Origin of the sequence: Inquilinus sp. 2KB_23 (assembly GCF_052115705.1) — a bacterium.
Lineage (GTDB): Bacteria > Pseudomonadota > Alphaproteobacteria > DSM-16000 > Inquilinaceae > Inquilinus > Inquilinus ginsengisoli_A.
Genome location: NZ_JBFRHF010000031.1, coordinates 19,222 through 36,388 on the forward strand (window position 1 = coordinate 19,222; position 17,167 = coordinate 36,388).

General features: G+C 71.4%; 20 protein-coding genes. 11 read left to right on the forward strand and 9 right to left on the reverse strand.

Features of this window, described 5'->3' with window-relative positions:
* Positions 1–75: 75 nt before the first annotated feature.
* Both AB4112_RS30260 and AB4112_RS30265 read right to left on the reverse strand, forming a co-directional pair.
* Complete coding sequence (locus tag AB4112_RS30260) at positions 76–432, reverse strand: ArsR/SmtB family transcription factor (protein ID WP_441725058.1); 357 nt, start codon at positions 430–432, stop codon at positions 76–78.
* Entirely contained in the window at positions 419–865 is a 447-nt protein-coding gene (locus tag AB4112_RS30265; RefSeq protein ID WP_441725060.1) for an SRPBCC family protein, read from the reverse strand. The genes AB4112_RS30260 and AB4112_RS30265 overlap by 14 nt, the downstream gene beginning before the upstream one ends.
* A gap of 99 nt (positions 866–964) precedes the next feature.
* On the opposite strand from AB4112_RS30265, the gene AB4112_RS30270 reads away from it, so the two are divergent.
* The 3 genes from AB4112_RS30270 to AB4112_RS30280 all read left to right on the forward strand — a co-directional run bounded on the left by AB4112_RS30270 (position 965) and on the right by AB4112_RS30280 (position 3,363).
* Entirely contained in the window at positions 965–1,786 is an 822-nt protein-coding gene (locus AB4112_RS30270) for an AraC family transcriptional regulator (RefSeq protein WP_441725063.1), read from the forward strand.
* 206 nt (positions 1,787–1,992) lie between these two features.
* Entirely contained in the window at positions 1,993–2,877 is an 885-nt protein-coding gene (locus tag AB4112_RS30275) for a DMT family transporter (protein ID WP_441725066.1), read from the forward strand.
* Between the two features lie 99 nt (positions 2,878–2,976).
* Positions 2,977–3,363: an ester cyclase gene (locus AB4112_RS30280; protein WP_441725069.1), complete on the forward strand. Its 387-nt coding sequence runs from the start codon at positions 2,977–2,979 to the stop codon at positions 3,361–3,363.
* Positions 3,364–3,377: 14 nt separating this feature from the next.
* Here AB4112_RS30280 and AB4112_RS30285 read toward each other — a convergent pair whose 3' ends face one another.
* The 4 genes from AB4112_RS30285 to AB4112_RS30300 form a co-directional block, all read right to left on the reverse strand.
* Entirely contained in the window at positions 3,378–3,764 is a 387-nt protein-coding gene (locus tag AB4112_RS30285) for a DUF1801 domain-containing protein (protein WP_441725072.1), read from the reverse strand.
* Between the two features lie 15 nt (positions 3,765–3,779).
* Positions 3,780–4,241 (reverse strand): GNAT family N-acetyltransferase, encoded by a 462-nt coding sequence (locus AB4112_RS30290; RefSeq protein ID WP_441725075.1) that lies wholly within the window; start codon positions 4,239–4,241, stop codon positions 3,780–3,782.
* Positions 4,242–4,442: 201 nt separating this feature from the next.
* Positions 4,443–5,417, reverse strand: coding sequence for a quinone oxidoreductase family protein (locus AB4112_RS30295; protein ID WP_441725078.1), 975 nt, complete (start codon positions 5,415–5,417; stop codon positions 4,443–4,445).
* Between the two features lie 9 nt (positions 5,418–5,426).
* Entirely contained in the window at positions 5,427–6,122 is a 696-nt protein-coding gene (locus AB4112_RS30300; RefSeq protein ID WP_441725081.1) for a dienelactone hydrolase family protein, read from the reverse strand.
* Positions 6,123–6,515: 393 nt separating this feature from the next.
* On the opposite strand from AB4112_RS30300, the gene AB4112_RS30305 reads away from it, so the two are divergent.
* Together AB4112_RS30305 and AB4112_RS30310 are read left to right on the forward strand one after the other, a co-directional pair.
* The gene (locus AB4112_RS30305; protein WP_309800820.1) at positions 6,516–6,761 is read left to right on the forward strand and encodes a type II toxin-antitoxin system VapB family antitoxin; all 246 of its coding nucleotides are present in this window, start codon (positions 6,516–6,518) and stop codon (positions 6,759–6,761) included.
* On the forward strand, positions 6,761–7,162 hold the full coding sequence (locus tag AB4112_RS30310; protein ID WP_309800818.1) for a type II toxin-antitoxin system VapC family toxin: 402 nt from the start codon (positions 6,761–6,763) through the stop codon (positions 7,160–7,162). The genes AB4112_RS30305 and AB4112_RS30310 overlap by 1 nt, the downstream gene beginning before the upstream one ends.
* A gap of 147 nt (positions 7,163–7,309) precedes the next feature.
* Here the strand turns inward: AB4112_RS30310 and AB4112_RS30315 are convergent, their stop codons facing one another.
* Complete coding sequence (locus AB4112_RS30315) at positions 7,310–7,801, reverse strand: methylated-DNA--[protein]-cysteine S-methyltransferase (protein ID WP_441725084.1); 492 nt, start codon at positions 7,799–7,801, stop codon at positions 7,310–7,312.
* Positions 7,798–9,825 (reverse strand): thioredoxin domain-containing protein, encoded by a 2,028-nt coding sequence (locus tag AB4112_RS30320; RefSeq protein WP_441725087.1) that lies wholly within the window; start codon positions 9,823–9,825, stop codon positions 7,798–7,800. The genes AB4112_RS30315 and AB4112_RS30320 overlap by 4 nt, the downstream gene beginning before the upstream one ends.
* A 119-nt stretch (positions 9,826–9,944) precedes the next feature.
* On the opposite strand from AB4112_RS30320, the gene AB4112_RS30325 reads away from it, so the two are divergent.
* Both AB4112_RS30325 and mnmE read left to right on the forward strand, forming a co-directional pair.
* Positions 9,945–10,193 (forward strand): DUF6489 family protein, encoded by a 249-nt coding sequence (locus tag AB4112_RS30325; protein ID WP_309800812.1) that lies wholly within the window; start codon positions 9,945–9,947, stop codon positions 10,191–10,193.
* Between the two features lie 244 nt (positions 10,194–10,437).
* A complete protein-coding gene (mnmE, locus tag AB4112_RS30330) occupies positions 10,438–11,757 on the forward strand; it encodes a tRNA uridine-5-carboxymethylaminomethyl(34) synthesis GTPase MnmE (protein ID WP_441725090.1) in 1,320 nt (439 codons plus the stop codon).
* A 222-nt stretch (positions 11,758–11,979) separates the two neighbouring features.
* Here the strand turns inward: mnmE and AB4112_RS30335 are convergent, their stop codons facing one another.
* Positions 11,980–12,543 (reverse strand): SecDF P1 head subdomain-containing protein, encoded by a 564-nt coding sequence (locus AB4112_RS30335; protein WP_441725093.1) that lies wholly within the window; start codon positions 12,541–12,543, stop codon positions 11,980–11,982.
* Positions 12,544–12,611: 68 nt separating this feature from the next.
* Here AB4112_RS30335 and mnmG point away from each other — a divergent pair, with 68 nt between their 5' ends.
* The 4 genes from mnmG to AB4112_RS30355 all read left to right on the forward strand — a co-directional run bounded on the left by mnmG (position 12,612) and on the right by AB4112_RS30355 (position 16,967).
* Positions 12,612–14,495 (forward strand): tRNA uridine-5-carboxymethylaminomethyl(34) synthesis enzyme MnmG, encoded by a 1,884-nt coding sequence (gene mnmG / locus AB4112_RS30340; RefSeq protein WP_441725096.1) that lies wholly within the window; start codon positions 12,612–12,614, stop codon positions 14,493–14,495.
* A gap of 129 nt (positions 14,496–14,624) precedes the next feature.
* The gene (gene rsmG / locus AB4112_RS30345; protein WP_441725099.1) at positions 14,625–15,254 is read left to right on the forward strand and encodes a 16S rRNA (guanine(527)-N(7))-methyltransferase RsmG; all 630 of its coding nucleotides are present in this window, start codon (positions 14,625–14,627) and stop codon (positions 15,252–15,254) included.
* Positions 15,247–16,080 carry a ParA family protein gene (locus AB4112_RS30350; RefSeq protein WP_441725102.1) on the forward strand — a complete coding sequence of 278 codons (834 nt, stop codon included), beginning with the start codon at positions 15,247–15,249 and terminating at the stop codon, positions 16,078–16,080. The genes rsmG and AB4112_RS30350 overlap by 8 nt, the downstream gene beginning before the upstream one ends.
* Positions 16,077–16,967 (forward strand): ParB/RepB/Spo0J family partition protein, encoded by an 891-nt coding sequence (locus tag AB4112_RS30355; RefSeq protein ID WP_309800801.1) that lies wholly within the window; start codon positions 16,077–16,079, stop codon positions 16,965–16,967. The genes AB4112_RS30350 and AB4112_RS30355 overlap by 4 nt, the downstream gene beginning before the upstream one ends.
* The last annotated feature ends 200 nt before the right edge of the window (positions 16,968–17,167 follow it).

Genomic DNA, 17,167 nt, shown 5'->3' on the forward strand with positions numbered 1-17,167 from the left:
GGCGACCTTGTGGCTGTGGACCGATCCACCCTGTATCCACGAGGGTCCGCGGCTTGGCAACGGCGCCGATCCCGCTCAGCCCTCCACCAGCGCGCGGAGCCGCGACAGGGCGTCGTCCCATTGCGCCGACACCGTGTCGAGATAGGACCGCGCCTCGGCGATCGGGTCGGGCCGGTAGGCGAAGCGGCTTTCGCGGCCGCGGCGCAGGCTGCTGACCAGGCCGGCATGCTGCAGCACATGCAGGTGCTTGGTCACGGCCTGCCGGGTCAGCCGGGTGTCCGCCGACAGCGCGGCGATCGACCGGCTCTGCCCGTCGCTGAGCGTCATCAGCAGCGACAGGCGGGTGGGGTCGCCCAGCGCCGCGAACACCGCGGCAGGGTGCGGGATGGCGGCCGGATGTGGGGCGGGGGCCGCGACGCTAGGATTCGACATGGGCCCGGATGTTCCGGATCTGCTGCTCCCATCCGCCCTGGTTCATGCGCAGGGCTTCGGCCCGGCGGTGGGCCGGCAACGCACAGAAGCCGGATTCGACGATCACCAGCCGGGTCCCGGCCGCGGTCGGCGCCAGCCGGAACTCGACCAGGGTCGGCGTCTCCTGCGAATAATCCACCGCGGGATCGACGGCATAGGGATGCCAGGTGAAGGAGAACAGGCGCGGCTCGTCCATCGCCACCACCCTGGCCTCCCACACCACATGCTCGTAGCCGGGATGGGTGATGCGGCCGCGCGATAGTTGGCCGGGCACGAAGGGGCCCTCCAGCCTCACCCGGAACCAGGTGCCGAATTCGGTGGGGTCGGTCAAAGCGCGCCACACCCGCTCGACGGGCGCGCGCAGCTCGATGCTCTTCGTGATCCGATCGGTCATAAGGGCAACCTCCTTGTTGCCTATTCATGGCCGATGCCGGCCGAAAGCGCAACCGATAAGTTGCTATTCCGGATCGCGATCGCCGCCGCCGGATGCGCTATGGTCCAGGGCATGCGCGCCCCCCGCACCCATCATGTCGAGCAGCACCGGTCGGCGGTGCCGGGCATCGATGCCATGACCCTGGCCTCGACCCACCATTTCCCGCGCCATTCGCACGACCAGTTCGGCATCGGCGTGATCGGCTTCGGCGCACAGCGGTCGTGGAGCGGCATCGGCGCGGTCGAGGCCGGGGCCGGCGACGTCATCATGGTCAATCCCGGCGAGATGCATGACGGCGCGCCGGCCGGCGGCGCCGCCCGCGGCTGGCGCATGATCTATCTCGACCCGGCCCTGGTGGCCGGCGAGCTGGCCGAGGAGGCCGCGGGCCCGGTCGAGATCGTGCGGCCGGTGGCGCAGGACCCGCTCTTGGCCCGGCACTTCGCCCGGCTGTTCGCCGGCCTGACCGCGGCGCGGCCGGACCGCCTGGCCGGCGAGGAGGCGCTGCTGCGCGCCCTGGCCCATGTCCAGCGCCGGCACGGCGTGGCCCCCGCCCCGTCCGGCGGCCCCGCCCCCAGCGTGGCCCGGGCCCTGCGGCGGCTGGACGGCGCGCCGGAGCTGCCGGCGACCCTGGCCGAGCTGGCGGCGCTGTCGGGCATCAGCCGGTTCCAGCTGCTGCGCGGCTTCGCCCGCGAGGTCGGGATCACGCCGCACGCCTATCTGGTGCAGCGCCGGGTGCATCTGGCGCGGCAGCTGCTGGCCCGCGGCCGCACCCCGGCCGAGGCGGCGGCGGAGGCCGGCTTCGCCGACCAGAGCCACCTGACCCGCGCCTTCCTCCGCCAGCTGGGGGTCACGCCTGGTCGCTACCGCATGGCTGTGGCGTAACCCCTCGTCGTCATTGCGAGGAGGCGCAGCCGACGAAGCAATCCATGCCAGACCCCGCCGCATCCGACCCGCGGCCTGGCATGGATTGCCGCGCCCCTGCGGGGCTCGCAATGACGGGGGTGGGGTTCCGTCGGCGCGATCTGGCCTGAGGCGCGCCTGCAATCCCGTTCAAGACGGCGCGCACCGCTGCCTGCGATAGCTCGGGCATGACCCAGCGACTCTCCGGATATGCCTGCCTGACCCTGGCGATGATCGGCGTCGGCAGCACCGTGGTGGCCAGCCGCCTCGCCGGCGCCGGCCTGCCGCCCTTCACCGCCACCGCCCTGCGCTTCCTGATCGCCTTCCCGCTGTTCTGGCTGCTGCTGCGCGCCCGCCGGGTGCCGTGGCCGCGGCTGGGCCGGCGCGACCTGGCCCTGCTGGCGGTGCAGGCGGGGGCCGGCAGCGTCGGCTACACCGTGCTGCTGATCGCCGGCACCGGCCTGACCTCCGCCGCCGATGCCGGGGTGGTGCTGGGCACCCTGCCCGCCATGACCACGCTGTTCGCCGCGGTGGCGCTGCGCGAGCGCCAGGGCGGCCGGGACTGGGCCGCCACCGCCCTGGCCACGGCGGGAGCCGTCGCGGTCACGCTGGGCGCGCGCGGCGACGGTCCGGCCTCCACCCTCGCCGGCACCCTGCTGGTGCTGGGCGCGGTGGCCTGCGAGGCGGTGTTCATCCTGCTGAACAAGCGGCTGCACGTCGCCCTGCCGCCGCTGGTGCAGTCGGCGGTCATGACCGGGCTGGGGCTGGTGCTGTCGCTGGTCCCGGCGGTGCTGCTGGAGCGCGACTGGGCGGCGCTGGCGGCGGCGCCGACCGCCCTGGCCGCGGTGGCCTATTACGCGGTGGTGCCGACGGTGCTGGGCTTCCTGCTGTGGTTCGCCGGCACCGCCCGCACCACGGGGACGCAGGCGGCGCTGTTCACCGCCTTCGCCCCGGCCTCGGCCGTGGTCTTCGCCGTGCTGCTGCTGGGCGAGCCGCTGACCCCGGCCCGCATCGCCGGCCTGGTCCTGGTCCTCGCCGGCGTGCTGCTGGGCGCGACCGGGCGGCGGGGGTGAGCCTGGCCGGAGGGAACCGAATTCCGGCCCATCGTCTTTGACTCTAGACTTTCCCCTCGCCCTGCCCTGCGGCAGGGACCGTTTCGAAGGACAGGCCCCGTGACCAAAGCCGAAATCTCCGCCCTCTACCGCGCCTACATTGCCTGCCTGAACGCGCAGGACTGGCCGAGGCTGGGGCAGTTCGTCCATGACGAGGCGAGCCGCAACGGCCGCCATCTCGGGCTGTCGGGGTATCGCGAGATGCTGGAGCGGGATTTCCGGGAGATTCCGGACCTGCAGTTCACCATCCAGCTGCTGGTGGCCGATCCGCCCCACGTCGCGAGCCGGCTGGGCTTCGACTGCACGCCGAAGGGACAGTTCCTCGGCCTGCCGGTGAACGGCAGAAGAGTCTCCTTCACCGAGAACGTGTTCTATGAATTCCGGGACGGGAAGATCGTGACGGTGTGGTCCGTCATCGACAAGGCGGCCATCGAAGCTCAGATCTGAAGCGCGGCCCTCGCCTACCGCGCCCCGTTCAGGGCGGCGGCCGCCCGGACCAGCGCTGCGAAGGCCTCCGCATCGATGTCCTCGCCCTCGCGCAGATCGATGGCGCGCCGGGTGTTGCCTTCGAGGCTGGAGTTGAACAGGCCCGAGGGGTCCGGCAGCGACGCCCCCTTGGCGAAGGTCAGCTTCACCACGCTCTTGTAGGTCTCGCCGGTGCAGAGGATCCCGCCCTGGGACCACACCGGCACGCCCCGCCACTTCCACTCCTCGACCACGTCGGGGACCGCCTGTCGGATCAGGCCGCGGACATGGGCGAGAGTCTGGCCCCGCCAGTCGCCCAGCTCCGCGATCCGCGCGTCGATCAGCCGGGAGGCGTCGCCCGTGGTGGTCGAGCAGTCCTTCATGATGTCACGGCTCCTTCAGAACAGCTTGCGGTAGACCACGAAGCCGGAGCGTTCGGCGAGTTTGTCGTAGAGCTGCATCGCCGTCTGGTTGGTCTCGTGGGTCTGCCAGTAGACGCGGGGGCAGCCGGCGGCCTGGGCCCGGTCGTAGACGCCCTGGATCAGCGCCCGGCCGACGCCCTTGCCGCGCGCCGCCTCGGTCGTGAACAGGTCTTGAAGGTAGCAGCTGGGCGCGATCGCTGTGGTGCTGCGGTGGTAGAGGTAATGGGTCAGGCCGAGCAGCGCGCCGCCGCTTTCCGCCACCAGCGCATGCACCGGCTCATAGGCGTCGAAGAAGCGGTCCCAGGTCGTCCGGGTGATGTCGGGCGCCAGCGCGGTCGGGCCCGACCGGCCGTAGAACGCGTTGTAGCCGTCCCACAGCGGCAGCCAGCGGTCGTAATCCTGCCGGGAAACGGGGCGGATCGTGAGGTCGCCGGACATGCGGGGCTCCTGTGGTGGGTGGGCTCGCCTGGGCTTTTGACAATTCCCCCAATCCGTCATCCCCGCGAAAGCGGGGATCTCGCGACACCAGAACCGGCGGGACGAGATTCCCGCTTTCGCGGGAATGACGGCAAGGGATGAGCAGCCCTTCTGAAAGGCTCCCGCGGCGTGGCGGGAGAGGCCGTTCCAGTCGGCCCTGCCTTACGGCAGCAGCACGGTCGAGCCGGTGGTCTTGCGCGCCTCCAGGTCGCGATGGGCCTGGGCGGTCTCGCGCAAGGGGTAGGTCTGGTTGATCGAGATCTTCACCGCGCCCTTGGCCACCACATCGAACAGCTCTGCCGCCGCCGCCTCGTATTCCGACCGGGCGGCGATGTAGGTGGCCAGCGTCGGCCGGGTCAGGTACAGCGACCCCTTCTGCGACAGCACCAGCGGGCTGATCGGCGCCACCGGGCCGGAGGCGTTGCCGAAGGTCACCATCATGCCGCGCGGCGACAGGCAGTCCAGCGAGCCCTCGAAGGTGGTCTTGCCGACGCCGTCATAGACCACCGGCACGCCCTTGCCGCCGGTGATGGCACGGACGCGGGCGACGAAATCCTCGCTGGAATAGTCGATCACATGGTCGCAGCCATTGGCCCGGGCGATGGCCACCTTCTCCGGCCCGCCGGCGGTGCCGATCACGGTGGCGCCGAGATGCTTGGCCCATTGGCAGGCGATCTGGCCGACGCCGCCGGCCGCGGCATGGAACAGGATGGTCTGGCCCGGCTGGACCGGGAAGGTGCGGCGCAGCAGGTACCAGCTGGTCAGCCCCTTCAGCATGATCGCCGCGGCGGTGCGATCGTTCACTCCGTCGGGGATCTTCACCACCTTCTCGGCCGGGATCACCCGCTCCTCGGCATAGCTGCCGGTCGGGCCGTTGCCGTAGGCGACGCGGTCGCCGGGCTTGAAGCCGGCGACGCCGGGGCCGACGGCCAGCACCTCGCCCGCCGCCTCCTGGCCCAGGACCAGGGGCAGCTGCGTCTTGTACAGCCCGTCGCGGATATAGGTGTCGATGTAGTTCAGGCCGATGGCGGTGTGGCGGATGCGCAGCTCGCCCTCGGCGGGGGCCGGCACCTCGACCGCCTCCCAGCGCAGGATGTCGGGGCCGCCGGTCTCGTGGATGCGGATGGCGTGGACCATGGGGTGCTCTCAGCCGAGATGGGTCTTGAGGAAGGCGGCGGTGCGGCCGTTGGCCAGCGTGGCGCCGGCCGCGTCGTAATGGTCGCCGCCGACGCGGGCGAAGGCGTGGTCGAGGCCGGGATAGGCGTGCACCGTCACGGTCGGCAGCGACGCCATGCGGGCGCGGATCTGGGCCTGGGCCTCGGGCGGCACGAACTGGTCCTGCTCGGCGATGTGCAGCATCAGCGGCCGGGTGATGGCGCTGGCCTCGCCCAGCAGCTTGTCGATGCCGACGCCGTAGTAGCTGACGGCGCAGTCGGCGTCCGAGCGCGTGGCCATCAGGAAGGCCAGGCGGCCGCCCAGGCAATAGCCCATGGCGCCGGCGCGGCCGCTGCATTCCGGCAGGTCGCGCAGCGTCGCGAGCGAGGCGATCAGGTCCTCGACCCCGGCGGTCTCGTTGAAGCTGCCGAACAGGGCGAAGGCCTTGTCCATCTCGGCCTTCGACTTGTCGGTGATGTCGATGCCGGGCTCCTGCCGCCAGAACAGATCGGGGCACAGCGCGACATAGCCCTGGGCGGCGAGATCGTCGCAGATCTGCCGCATCACCGCATTGACCCCGAAGATCTCCTGGATGACCAGGACGCCCGGCCCGGACCCCGAGGCGGGGCGCGCGAGATAGGCGTTGAAGCGGCCGCCATCGGCAGCGGTGATGGTGACTGTCGCCATGAATGCGCTCTCCCTCGAGCGTTACGGTGGACGAAGCGGTCGGTCGAAGCGGAAGGACGATACCCGGACGACGCCGCGCTTGTCACGGCGGCTGGAGGGCGGGGATCGGGAAGAGTCGCTCGCGGCCTGAACTGTCGCAATGAAGCTCAAAAGCTCGACATTTTCCTTCGACGCCGGGTCTCGACCCATCGCGCCCCTTCGCTGTCATGCCACGGCTTGACCGTGGCATCCAGGGGCGGCCGGAGCCGCTCTTGGTGGCCCTGGATTGCCCGGTCAAGCCGGGCAATGACAGGAAGAGGGAGCCGGACAGGCGGTCACCGGGAATCCGCCGTGCTGAATCGCATGCCAGGATACACTATATTGGATAGACGGATACACCAGCGAGGCTATACCGTGGCGTTCCACATCAAAAATCCGGACACCGACGCCCTGGCACGCAAGGTCGCGAAGGCCAAGGGCGTCGGGCTGACCGAGGCGGTCCATGAGGCGCTGGAGCGCGAACTCGCCCATGAGCTGGCGAAACCCCGGAAGGCCGATCTCGCGGTGCAGTTCTGCCGCAACCTGCGGGCGCTCGGCAACCCCGGAAAGGGGCAGCCGGCGGACAAGGCGTTCTTCGACGACCTCAGCGGGACACCCTGATGTTCGTCGACGCCTCCGCCCTGGTGGCAATGATGACTGACGAACAGGATGCCGCCGCCTTCGCCGACCGGCTGTCCAAGGCCGAGAAGACGCCGATCACCTCTCCCATCGCGGTGTTCGAGGCCGGCGCCGCGGTGGCGCGCATTCTCGCGCTGGACGTGGATGTGGCGGCGGACGCTGTGGCCAGGTTCCTGGACTTGATGGGCATCAACGTCCTGTCGATCCCGCCCTCGGCGGGACCGATGGCCCTGGCCGCCTTCGCCCAATACGGCAAGGGCCGGGGGCATCCTGCGCAGCTCAACCTGGGCGACTGCTTCGCCTATGCCTGCGCCCGCTACTATCGCTCGCCGCTGCTGTTCAAGGGCGACGATTTCGCGCTGACGGACATCACCCCGGCCTGAGCGGCCGACCCCCCATCGTCATTGCGAGCCCCGCAGGGGCGCGGCAATCCATGCGAGGCCGCGGGGCCGGGTGGCGGGGTCTGGCATGGATTGCTTCGCTGCGCTCGCAATGACGGGTGAGGAAGGGGCCTCTCCTCCAAGGCCGTCCTAGAACCGCCCCTCATACCCCTCGAACGCCAGCAGCCGGCGCTTGCGCTCCAGGCCGGAGGTGCTGCCGTAGCCGCCGAGGCTGCCGCCGGCGCCGATGACGCGGTGGCAGGGCACCAGCAGCACCAGGTCGTTGCGGCCGCAGGCCTGGCCGACCGCGCGCGGGCCGCTGTTCAGGATGTGCGCCACGCCGCCATAGGACGCCGCCTCGCCATAGGGGATGTCGATCACCGCCTGCCGCACCCGCGCCTGGAACGGGCTGGCGGCCGGGGCCATCGGCAGGTCGAAGCGGCGGCGCTTGCCGGCGAAATACTCCTCGATCTGCCGGATCGCCTTGCGCAGCAGCTTGTCCTTCGGCGGCGCGTCGTCGGGCGGATCCTGGGTGTGGTCGACCGCGGCCACCACGCCGCCGGCCACGGTGATCCGCACCGGCCCGACCGGGGTGTCGATGGTGGCGGTGGCCCGGTCGGCCGGGGCGGCGGCGCGTTTCATGACCCGATCAGCTCCAGCAGCGCCTCCGGCGTGGTCACCGGCGCCTGGCAAACCGGCCCGCGGCAGAGATAGGCGGTCGGCCGCCCGTCCAGCATCGTCTTGCCGGCGGCGGGGTGGCCCTCCGGCAGCGCCGCGCCGGGGTCCAGCCGCAGCAGCAGCCGGCCGGGCAGCGACCGGCGGTGCACCGCCCGCAGCAGCGCCACGGTCGCGGGGTCGTCCCGGGGGCCGATCACCACGACCTGCAGCGGCTCCATCCAGTCCTCGGCATGGTTCAGCCAGGTGGCGAGCGGGATGAAGTTGCGCTGCAGCTCGCCGGCGAAGGCGGTGACCAGCGCCTCGGCGCGCTGGCTGTAACGCCGGTCGCCGGTCAGCAGGTGCAGCCGCGCCAGCACCCCGAGCATGGTGCCGTTGCCGGCCGGCACCGCCGCGTCATAGACCGATTTGGTGCGGACGATCAGCGCCTCGCCGTCATCCGCGGTCATGAAATAGCCGCCGCGCGAATCGTCCCAGAAATGGCTGTCGAGCACCGCGGTCCAGCGTCTGGCGTCTTCGAGATAGGCGGCATGCTCCGTCGCCTCGTGCAGCGCCAGCGCCGCCGCCGCCATGTCTGCATAGTCATCGAGCAGCCCGGGCGCGGTCGCCCTGCCGCGCCGCCAGGCATGGGCGAGGCGATCGCCATCTCCGAGCTGCCGCACCACGGCGGCGAAGGCGGTCTCGGCCAGGGCGATCCAGTCCGGCCGGTCGAAGGCCTGGGCGGCACGGGCGAGGGCCGCGATCATCAGCCCGTTCCAATCGGCCAGCACCTTGTCGTCCCAGCCCGGCCGTACGCGTGCCCCCCGGAGGTCGAGGAGTACGGCCCGGTCGGCCGCCAGCGCCGCCTCGGCCGTATCGTCGCCCAGCGCCGGGTGATGCCGGCGGTTGAGGATGTTTTTCTCCTCCCAATTGCCATGGGCCGAGACGTCGTACGTGTGCTTGAACACGGCCGACCGGTCGCCCAGCGCGGCGTCGATCTCGGCCTCGCTCCAGACATAGAAGCGGCCCTCCTCGCCCTCGCTGTCGGCGTCCAGCGTGGCGGCGAAGGCACCGCCCTCGGCGATCATCTCGCGCTCGATCCAGGCCACGGTTTCCGCCACTCTTGCGGCATAGAGCGGGTCGCGATTCTCCTGCCAGGCCAGGGTCAGCAGGCCGACCAGCTGGGCGTTGTCGTACAGCATCTTCTCGAAATGCGGCGCCAGCCATTCCTCGTCGGTGGAGTAGCGGGCGAAGCCGCCGCCGAGATGGTCGTAGATCCCGCCCTGGCTCATCGCGGTCAGCGTGCGCAGCACCGCGTCGCGCCAAGGCGTACGGCCCGACCCAGCATGACGCGTACGGCGCCAGCCGCGCCACAGCAGCTCGAGGATTCCGGGCTGGGGGAATTTAGGCGCGCCGCGCAGCCCGCCCCACACCGGGTCGATCTGGCCGGCCATCCGCTCCGCCACCTCGTCGAGCACGTCGCGGTCCAGCCCGGCGCCGGCCCGGTTCTCCGACTGCTTTGCCAGCGCCTCGGCCAAGGCGGTGACGTTGCCGGTCACCTTCTCCGGCTCGGTGGCATAGGTGTCGGCCAAAGCGCGCAGCACGTCGGTGAAGCCGGGGCGGCCCCAGCGGTTGGTCGGCGGGAAATAGGTGCCGCCCCAGAACGGCTCGCCATCGGCGGTCAGGAACATGGTCAGCGGCCAGCCGCCCTGCTGGCCCAGCAGCGCCAGCGCCGACTGGTAGAGGGTGTCGACATCCGGCCGCTCCTCGCGGTCGACCTTGATCGACACGAACAGCTCGTTCATCACGGCGGCCACCGCGGGGTCCTCGAAGCTCTCATGCGCCATCACGTGGCACCAGTGGCAGGCGGCGTAGCCGACCGACAGCAGCACCGGCTTGTTCTCGGCGCGGGCCCGGGCGAAGGCCTCGGCCCCCCAGGGCTGCCAGTCCACCGGGTTGTCGGCGTGCTGCAGCAGGTAGGGGCTGGTCTCTTGGGCAAGACGGTTCGGCATGCGACCTGTTCCTGTGTGTGACGACCCTTGCGGCCAATCACCGGCTTCGTGGCTATACTCTCGCGGATTGCCGACGCCGCCAACCCGACCCGAAGGCATCCTATGCCCGGAGACATCAAATGAAAGTCACCGTCGATATCGACTGCACGCCGGAGGAGGCCCGCACGTTCCTCGGCCTGCCCGATGTCGCCCCGATGCAGCAGGCGCTGATGAAGGATTTGGAGACCCGGATGCGCGCCAACCTCGCGGCGATGGAGCCGGAGGCGCTGATGAAGACCTGGCTGCCGGCCAGTATCGAAGGCTTCGAGACGCTGCAGCGCGCCTTCTGGCAAGGCATGACCGGCGGCACCAAGGGCGGCAAGTCCTGATCACAGATACTCACGTGATGGACGATCAAATTAAGTCCCCCCTCCCCTTGCGGGAGGGGGTTAGGGGGAGGGGTCTGCGCGCGTCCGCGCGCGGAAACCTGGGCACCTGCAGGCGAGGAGTGCCGTTGCCGCCGATCCGCTCGGGCCGAGAGAACCCCCTCCCCCTAGCCCCCTCCCGCAGGGGGAGGGGGGACTCGTTATGGGATGTTTCACGTGAAACATCGCCCTCCCGGACCGCCACACCATGACCGCCCGCGACACCATCTTCGCCCCCGCTACCCCGGCCGGGCGCGGCGGGGTGGCGGTGCTGCGGCTCTCCGGCCCCGGGGCCGGGCCGGCGCTGGCCGCCCTGACCCGGCGCCCCCTGCCCGCCCCTCGCGTCGCGACCCTGGCCGAGCTGCGCGACCCGGCCGACGGCGCGGCGCTCGACCGCGGCCTGGTGCTGTGGTTCCCCGGCCCCGCCAGCTACACGGGCGAGGATGTCGCCGAGCTGCATCTGCATGGCGGCCGGGCCGTGACCCGCGGCGTCATCGAGGCGCTGTCGCGGATCGACGGGCTGCGGCCGGCCGAGCCGGGCGAATTCACCCGCCGCGCCTTCCAGGCCGGCAAGCTGGACCTGACCGAGGCCGAGGCGGTCGCCGACCTGGTCGATGCCGAGACCCGGGCCCAGCGGCTGCAGGCGCTGCGCCAGCTCGGCGGCGCGCTCGGCCGGCTCTATGAGGGCTGGCGCGCCGGGCTGATGCGGGCCCTTGTCATGACCGAGGCGGCGCTGGACTTCCCGGATGAGGGCCTGCCGCCGAACCTTGCCGCCGAGGCCGAGGCCATCGTCGCCGAAGTCTCCGCCGCCATCGCCGACCATCTCGACGACGCCGGCCGTGGCGAGCGGCTGCGCGACGGCGTGCACATCGCCATCCTCGGCCCGGTCAATGCCGGCAAGTCCAGCCTGCTCAACGCCCTGGCCCGGCGCGACGCGGCCATCGTCTCCGACCGGCCGGGCACCACGCGCGACGTGGTCGAGGTCGCGCTCGACCTGCGCGGCTTTCCCGTGGTGCTGGCCGACACCGCCGGCCTGCGCGACACCACCGACGCGATCGAGGCCGAGGGCATCCGCCGCTCCCACCGCCGCGCCGCCGAGGCCGATCTCCGGCTGGTGATCCGCGATGCCGCGGCGGCCGCCCCGTTCGACCCGGCGCTGGGCCCGGGGCCGGATGCGATCCGCGTCGCCAACAAGATCGACCGGGCACCTGATGCCGTATTGGCGCCGGACGAGATCGCGATCTCGGTGCGCAGCGGCGCCGGCCTCGACCGCCTGCTCGACGTACTGGCCGAGGCTGTGGAGCGCCGGCTGACCGGCGACGGCTCCCCCGCCCTGACTCGCGCCCGCCACCGCGCGGCGCTGCTCGATGCCGCCGACGCCCTGGCCCGGGTGCCGTCCGCGCCCTTGCCGGAGCTGGCGGCCGAGGACCTGCGCCTGGCCCTGCGCGCCCTCGGCCGCATCACCGGCCGGGTCGACATCGAGGACATGCTCGACCTGCTGTTCGGCAGCTTCTGCATCGGCAAGTGAGTGTTTCACGTGAAACATCAGTGGGGGTTGCCCGGGTGGGGCGAGGCCCGGCCCAAGCCGCTCGTGCGGCGCCATGGATTGCTTCGTCGGCGTTGCCTCCTCGCAATGACGGCTTTTGGGGCGGCCTCTCACCCCTCCCCGTCATTGCGAGCGCAGCGAAGCAATCCATCTCAGACCCAGAGCCACCCCTTCCGATGTTTCACGTGAAACATCGGCCGTCACTCACCGCAGCCCGAACCGCTCCTCCAGCGCCTCGGCCAGCGAGCGTCCGGGCTTGTCCGCGGCCCCGTCGAGTCTACGAGCCAGGTCCGTGGCCTGCTCCAGGCTGTCCAGGCCGCTGATCTGCAGGCCGCCGGCCAGGATCGGTTCGCGGATGATCGGGGCGGTCAGCAGCGATCCGTCCACCACGATGGCGAGGGCCTGGCCGACATGGCCGGTGGTGATGCGGGCCAGCTGGTCGCGGCCGGCGGGGGTCAGCACCAGCGAGACCACCGGCTGCCCCCACAGCGGGTCGACCTTCTGGTCGGCGGAGGCGATGTCCGCCGCGGAGATCAGAACCTCCGGGTGAAGGTAGACGGCCTGGTCGTCGCGGTCGAACCGGGTCAGCCCCGGCCCCGGCGCGGTCTCCGCCAGCCGGAACTCGATCTCCGCCGCGGGTGACGCCACGGCCGGCGCAGGACCGGCGATCGGCAGGGTCAGGGCGGTGCCGAGGGCGAAGGCGGCGCTGGCGAGGGCGGAGACGATGGACAGCACCGGGTGGATTTCCTCGAGTCCGCGATGTTTCACGTGAAACATCGGCTTTTTTCGTCGGGCGCATTTGACCCTGCCCCGCCGCCTCCGTAAAGTCCGCCGCCATGGAACGGCCCCTCAACAGATATGATGTGATCGTGGTCGGCGGCGGCCATGCCGGCTGCGAGGCCGCCGCGGCGGCGGCCCGATTCGGCGCGCGCACCGCCCTGGTCACCCAGCGGCTCGACTCGATCGGCGAGATGTCCTGCAACCCGGCGATCGGGGGCCTGGGCAAGGGCCATCTGGTGCGCGAGATCGATGCGCTGGACGGCGTCATGGGCCGGGTGATCGACCGCGCCGGCATCCAGTTCCGCGTCCTCAACCGCAGCAAGGGCCCGGCGGTGCGCGGGCCCCGCGCCCAGGCCGACCGCAAGCTGTACCGCCAGGCGATGCAGGCGGTGCTGGCCGAGCAGTCGGATCTCGACCTCGTCGCCGGCTCGGTCGAGGACCTGACCTTCGATTCGGCCGGCGCCGTCTCCGGTGTCGTCCTGGCCGATGGCCGGACGTTGGCCGCCGGCGCCGTGGTGCTGACCACCGGCACCTTCCTGCGCGGCCTGATCCATATGGGCGAGGAGCAGATCCCCGCCGGCCGGGTCGGCGACGCGCCGTCGATCGGCCTGGCCGACACGCTGCACCGGCTCGGCCTCAGCCTCGGCCGGCTCAAGACCGGCACGCCGCCGCGGCTCGACGGCCGCACCATCGACTGGGCGGCGCTGGAGGAGCAGAAGGGCGACGACCCGCCGGTGCCGTTCTCCGACCTCACCGACCGGATCACGGTGCCGCAGATCTCCTGCTTCATCACCTACACCACCCCGGCCGGGCACGACCTGATTCGCGCCAATTTGCACCGGGCGCCGATGTATTCCGGCCAGATCGACAGCGTCGGGCCGCGCTACTGCCCCTCGATCGAGGACAAGGTGGTGCGCTTCGCCGACAAGCAGCGGCACCAGATCTTCCTGGAGCCGGAAGGGCTGGACGACCCGACGGTCTACCCCAACGGCATCTCCACCTCCCTGCCCCGCGACGTGCAGGAGGGGCTGGTGCGCGCCATCCCGGGGCTGGAGCGGGCGGTGATCCTGCGCCCCGGCTATGCCATCGAATACGATTTCGTCGACCCGCGGCAGCTCGACCGGTCGCTGATGCTGCGGGCGGTGCCGCGGCTGTTCCTGGCCGGCCAGATCAACGGCACCACCGGCTATGAGGAGGCCGCGGCCCAGGGGCTGCTGGCCGGGCTGAACGCCGCCCGCGCCGTGGCCGGCAGCGACCCGCTGGTCCTCGACCGGGCCGAGGCCTATGCCGGGGTGATGATCGACGATCTGGTGACGCGCGGCGTGCCCGAGCCCTACCGCATGTTCACCTCGCGCGCCGAATACCGGCTGGTGCTGCGCGCCGACAACGCCGACCAGCGGCTGACCGCCAAGGGCATCGCCGCCGGCTGCGTCGGGGCCGAGCGCCAGGCGCTGTTCGCCCGCAGGAGTGCGGCGCTGGAGGCGGCGCGGGGCCGGATCCGGGAGCTGTCGCTGACCCCGACCGAGGCGCGGCGCCACGGGCTGGCGGTCAACCAGGACGGCGTCCGGCGCGACGGCATGGACCTGCTGCGCCTGCCGGAGATCGACCTCGCCGCCCTGTCGGCGATCTGGCCGGAGCTGGCGGAGTGGCCGGCGGTGGTGGCCGAGCAGGTCGAGATCGAGGCCAAGTATTCCGGCTATCTCGACCGCCAGGAGGCCGACATCCGCGCCTTCCGCCGCGACGAGGGGCTGGCCCTGCCGCCGGAGCTGGACGTCGACGCCATCGGCAGCCTGTCGACCGAGATCCGCCAGATCCTGAAGCGCTCGCGCCCGCCGACGCTGGGGGCCGCGGCGCGGCTGCCCGGGGTGACCCCGGCGGCGCTGGTGGCGCTGCTGAAGCATGTCCGGCGAGAGGGGGATGACCGTCGTGCCAGGGCTTGAGCGCGGCCGTCTCCTCTTCCCTCGTCATTGCGAGCGCAGCGAAGCAATCCATCGTGCAGYCCAGAGCGGGCATGGATTGCTTCGTCGGCTTCGCCTCCTCGCAATGACGAAAGGGGGGCTGAGGCCATCATGACCGCCGCCCTTGAAGTCGCCCCCCTCCCCCCAGACCTCGCCGAAAAGCTCGATCGCTACGAGACGCTGCTGCGCAAGTGGCAAGGCGCGATCAACCTGGTGGCGCCGTCGACGCTGGCCGATCTGCGGCGCCGGCATTTCGAGGATTCGCTGCAGCTGGTGCCGCTGATCCCGGCCGGGGCCCGCGTGCTGGTCGATCTCGGCAGCGGCGCCGGCTTTCCCGGGCTGGTGCTGGCGCTGGCCACCGGCCTCGAGACCCATCTGGTGGAGAGCGACCAGCGCAAGGCCGAGTTCCTGCGCGTTGTTTCACGTGAAACATCGGCGCCGGTCACGGTGCACGCCAAGCGGATCGAACAGGTCGCACCCTTCGTCGCCGATGTGGTGACCGCCCGCGCCTTGGCCCCCCTGCCCGTCCTGCTGGGCCATGCCGCGCGCTTCGCCGGGCCGCACACGGTCGCGATCTTCCCCAAGGGCCGCACCGCCGAGGCCGAATTGGCCGCTGCCGATTTGACCGGCGTTCATTTGACCGGCCCGGCCGCATCGCCGAAGATGACCGTCGACCTCCATCCGAGCCGGACCGATCCCGAGGCCGTGCTCATCCGCATCGAGGGGTTCGCCCGTGGCTGACGACGCGCACACGAAGACCGTAAGCGTGCAGGCCGATGGGCCGCGCGTCACCCGCACCATCGCCATCGCCAACCAGAAGGGCGGCGTCGGCAAGACCACCACCACCATCAACCTGGCCACCGCTTTGGCCGCGGTGCGCAAGCGGGTGCTGGTGATCGACCTCGACCCCCAGGGCAACGCCTCGACCGGCTTCGGCCTGCCGCGGGCCAAGCGCGGCCTGGGCTCCTACGACCTCTTGTTCGGCAGCATCGCCGTGGCCGAGGCGTCGGTTCCGACCGAGGTGCCGGGGCTGATGCTGGTGCCGGCCTCGGTCGACCTCGCCGGCGCCGAGATCGAGCTGGTCGAGGCGGTGCGCCGCGAATACCGGCTGCGCAGCGCGCTGCGGCCGGGCGCCGACGGCTACGACTACATCCTGATCGACTGCCCGCCCTCGCTCGGCCTCCTCACTCTCAACGCGCTGACCGCGGCCGATGCGGTGCTGGTGCCGCTGCAATGCGAGTTCTACGCGCTCGAGGGCCTCAGCCACCTGATCCGGACCATCGAGCGGGTGCGCAAGGGCTTCAACCCGGCGCTCGAGATGCAGGGCATCGTGCTGACCATGTACGACCGCCGCAACAACCTGTCCGACATGGTGGCGCGCGACGTGCGCCAGCATCTCGGCGCCAAGGTCTATGAGACGGTGATCCCGAGGAACGTCCGCGTCTCCGAGGCGCCGTCGCATGGCAAGCCGGTGTTGGTCTACGACCTCGCCTCGGCCGGCGCCCAGGCCTATATCCACCTCGCCTCCGAGATGCTGAAGCGCGAAGAACAGAGGAGTGCTGCATGAGCGCGGCCGAAACCACCCCCCGCCGCCGCGCCAGCCTGGGCCGCGGCCTCGACGCCCTGTTCGGCGAGGCCGACGAGGCCGACATCGCCGCCGCCGGCACGCCGGAGTCGCATCGGGCGCCGCGCAGCCTGCCGGTCGAGTTCCTGAGCCCCGGCCCGTTCCAGCCGCGACGGAAGTTCGACGAGGCCGAGCTGGACCGGCTGGTCGAATCGGTCAAGGCCCAGGGCGTGCTGCAGCCGATCCTGGTGCGGCCGGTCGAGGGCAAGACCGACCGCTACCACATCATCGCCGGCGAGCGCCGCTGGCGCGCGGCACAGAAGGCCAAGCTGCACGAGGTGCCGGTGGTGATCCGGCCGATGTCGGACCGCGAGGCGCTGCAGTTCGCGATCATCGAGAACGTCCAGCGCCAGGACCTGACGGCGCTGGAGGAGGCCGAGGGCTATCAGCGGCTGATCGCCGAATTCGCGCTGACCCAGGAGGATGTGTCGCGCGAGGTGGGCAAGAGCCGCAGCCACATCGCCAACACGTTGCGCCTGCTCGACCTGCCGGACACGGTGCTGGCGATGCTGCAGGACGGCCTGCTCAGCGCCGGCCACGCCCGCGCCCTGCTGGGCTGCCCGGACCCGGAGGCGGCGGCGCGGAAGGTGGTCGCCAAGGGGCTCAACGTCCGCCAGACCGAGCAGCTGGCCCGCGACGGCCGCGACCAGCCCCCTGCCCCGCCGCGGCCGGTGCGCGACGCCAACCTGGTGGCGCTGGAGGAGGACATCCAGCGCCGGTTGGGCTTCAAGGTGGCGATCGACGCCACCACCAAGACCAGCGGCGTGATGCGCATCCACTACGCCGATCTCGACCAGTTCAGCGACCTGATGCGCCGGCTGCGGGGGTAGGCGGCGCCGTTCACGTGCCTCTTCCGCCAGGCGGGAGAGGCAATGCGTACGATCGATCCAGTCCGGACCATGCCCGCCCAGCCAGCCCCTCCGTCATTGCGAGGAGGCGCAGCCGACGAAGCAATCCATGGTCCCGCACGAGCGGCCCGATGGATTGCTTCGCTGCGCTCGCAATGACGAGGGGAAGGACCGCGCTCCCC

What these genes read in the sequence shown, in the direction of transcription:
- AB4112_RS30320 (WP_441725087.1), bottom strand. Translation starts at nt 9,825, where the DNA reads ATGCCGAACCGTCTTGCCCAAGAGACCAGCCCCTACCTGCTGCAGCAC.
- AB4112_RS30295 (WP_441725078.1), bottom strand. Translation starts at nt 5,417, where the DNA reads ATGGTCCACGCCATCCGCATCCACGAGACCGGCGGCCCCGACATCCTG.
- AB4112_RS30315 (WP_441725084.1), bottom strand. Translation starts at nt 7,801, where the DNA reads ATGAAACGCGCCGCCGCCCCGGCCGACCGGGCCACCGCCACCATCGAC.
- AB4112_RS30355 (WP_309800801.1), top strand. Translation starts at nt 16,077, where the DNA reads ATGAGCGCGGCCGAAACCACCCCCCGCCGCCGCGCCAGCCTGGGCCGC.
- AB4112_RS30310 (WP_309800818.1), top strand. Translation starts at nt 6,761, where the DNA reads ATGTTCGTCGACGCCTCCGCCCTGGTGGCAATGATGACTGACGAACAG.
- AB4112_RS30290 (WP_441725075.1), bottom strand. Translation starts at nt 4,241, where the DNA reads ATGTCCGGCGACCTCACGATCCGCCCCGTTTCCCGGCAGGATTACGAC.
- AB4112_RS30300 (WP_441725081.1), bottom strand. Translation starts at nt 6,122, where the DNA reads ATGGCGACAGTCACCATCACCGCTGCCGATGGCGGCCGCTTCAACGCC.
- mnmG (WP_441725096.1), top strand. Translation starts at nt 12,612, where the DNA reads ATGGAACGGCCCCTCAACAGATATGATGTGATCGTGGTCGGCGGCGGC.
- rsmG (WP_441725099.1), top strand. Translation starts at nt 14,625, where the DNA reads ATGACCGCCGCCCTTGAAGTCGCCCCCCTCCCCCCAGACCTCGCCGAA.
- mnmE (WP_441725090.1), top strand. Translation starts at nt 10,438, where the DNA reads ATGACCGCCCGCGACACCATCTTCGCCCCCGCTACCCCGGCCGGGCGC.
- AB4112_RS30325 (WP_309800812.1), top strand. Translation starts at nt 9,945, where the DNA reads ATGAAAGTCACCGTCGATATCGACTGCACGCCGGAGGAGGCCCGCACG.
- AB4112_RS30265 (WP_441725060.1), bottom strand. Translation starts at nt 865, where the DNA reads ATGACCGATCGGATCACGAAGAGCATCGAGCTGCGCGCGCCCGTCGAG.
- AB4112_RS30275 (WP_441725066.1), top strand. Translation starts at nt 1,993, where the DNA reads ATGACCCAGCGACTCTCCGGATATGCCTGCCTGACCCTGGCGATGATC.
- AB4112_RS30270 (WP_441725063.1), top strand. Translation starts at nt 965, where the DNA reads ATGGTCCAGGGCATGCGCGCCCCCCGCACCCATCATGTCGAGCAGCAC.
- AB4112_RS30285 (WP_441725072.1), bottom strand. Translation starts at nt 3,764, where the DNA reads ATGAAGGACTGCTCGACCACCACGGGCGACGCCTCCCGGCTGATCGAC.
- AB4112_RS30260 (WP_441725058.1), bottom strand. Translation starts at nt 432, where the DNA reads ATGTCGAATCCTAGCGTCGCGGCCCCCGCCCCACATCCGGCCGCCATC.